The 1,259-nt window shown below is 72.4% G+C and carries 2 protein-coding genes; one reads left to right on the forward strand and one right to left on the reverse strand.

Features of this window, described 5'->3' with window-relative positions; genetic code table 11:
* Positions 1–600 (reverse strand): acyltransferase (locus HW445_RS31490; RefSeq protein WP_180224181.1); only part of this gene is annotated, 600 nt, incomplete at its 3' end.
* A 110-nt stretch (positions 601–710) separates the two neighbouring features.
* Here HW445_RS31490 and HW445_RS31495 point away from each other — a divergent pair.
* Positions 711–1,244 carry a gamma carbonic anhydrase family protein gene (locus HW445_RS31495; RefSeq protein WP_180224182.1) on the forward strand — a complete coding sequence of 178 codons (534 nt, stop codon included), beginning with the start codon at positions 711–713 and terminating at the stop codon, positions 1,242–1,244.
* The last annotated feature ends 15 nt before the right edge of the window (positions 1,245–1,259 follow it).

A 1,259-nucleotide genomic window follows, 5' to 3' on the forward strand; every position in this document is an offset into this window, starting at 1 on the left:
GGCGGGCGCGCCGACGACCACCGCGTGGTCGGGCACCACGCCCCGCACCACCGACCCCGCGCCGACCACCACGTTGCGCCCGATCCGCGCGCCGGGAAGGATCACCGCCCCGGTGCCGATCCAGCAGCCCGGGCCGATCTCCACCGCCTCCGCGCGCGGCCACTGCTTGCCGATCGGCTGGTGCGGGTCGTCGTAGGAGTGGTTGGTGGAGGTGACGTAGACGTACGGCCCGAAGTAGCAGTCGTCACCGATCGAGACGGTGGTGTCGGCGATCACGTGGCTGCCGCGGCCGAGGACCACCCCGTTCCCGATGCGCAGAATCGTCTCTGCACCGAGGTCCAGATCGGGCATCAGGCCGGCGGTGAGAGTGACCTGCTCGGCGATGATGCAGTAGGAGCCGATCTCGATCCAGGGCTCCCCGAAGACTGTGCCGAGCGGGAAGGCCAGCTTGGTGTGCGGACCGATGGCACGGAACCGCAGCCGGCCCGGCTGCTCGGCGGAGACCGATCCGGCGCGCTGGGCCCACGCCCAGACGGCGTGGACGCCGCGCTGCACCAGTCGGCGCCGCCACGCGGTGAGGGAGTTCTGGCTCTGGGGCACCCGCTCACGGTAACCAGGCCCCGCCACGGCGGTCGTGCCGGGGACCTGTGATCTTCACCCCAGCCGTGGTGGCATAGCGTGCCGGGGAACAGCCACCACGAGGAGGGGCAATGGCGCACGAGGCGCTGGTCGCGGGCATCGGCGGCAAGGAACCGGTCCTGGAGGAGGACGCCTACGCGGCGCCCACCTCCGTCCTGCTGGGCGAGGTGACGCTGCGCCGGGGCGCGAGCGTCTGGTACGGCGCGGTACTGCGGTCGGAGGCGGGCCCGATCGTCGTCGGCGAGGACAGCAACGTCCAGGACAACTGCACGCTCCATGTCGACCCGGGTTTCCCGGTCACCATCGGCCGGGGCGTCTCCATCGGTCACAACGCGGTGGTGCACGGCGCGACCGTGGAGGACGACTGCCTGATCGGCATGGGGGCCACCGTGCTCAACGGCGCGGTGATCGGCGCCGGTTCACTGGTGGCCGCGCAGGCGCTGGTGCCGCAGGGGATGCGGGTGCCGCCGGGCTCCCTGGTCGCCGGCGTGCCCGCCAAGGTGCGGCGGGAACTCACCGAGGAGGAGCGGGAGGGGCTCAAGCTGAACGCGGCCCACTACACCGAACTGGCGAAGACCCACCGCGCCGTCCACGCGGGCGACTGACCGCGGACCCGGAGC

This window comes from Streptomyces sp. UH6 (assembly GCF_013421635.1).
In the GTDB taxonomy this organism is placed as follows: domain Bacteria; phylum Actinomycetota; class Actinomycetes; order Streptomycetales; family Streptomycetaceae; genus Streptomyces; species Streptomyces abyssomicinicus.

Coding starts and splice junctions, on each gene's coding strand:
- HW445_RS31495 (WP_180224182.1), top strand. CDS start 711: ATGGCGCACGAGGCGCTGGTCGCGGGCATCGGCGGCAAGGAACCGGTC.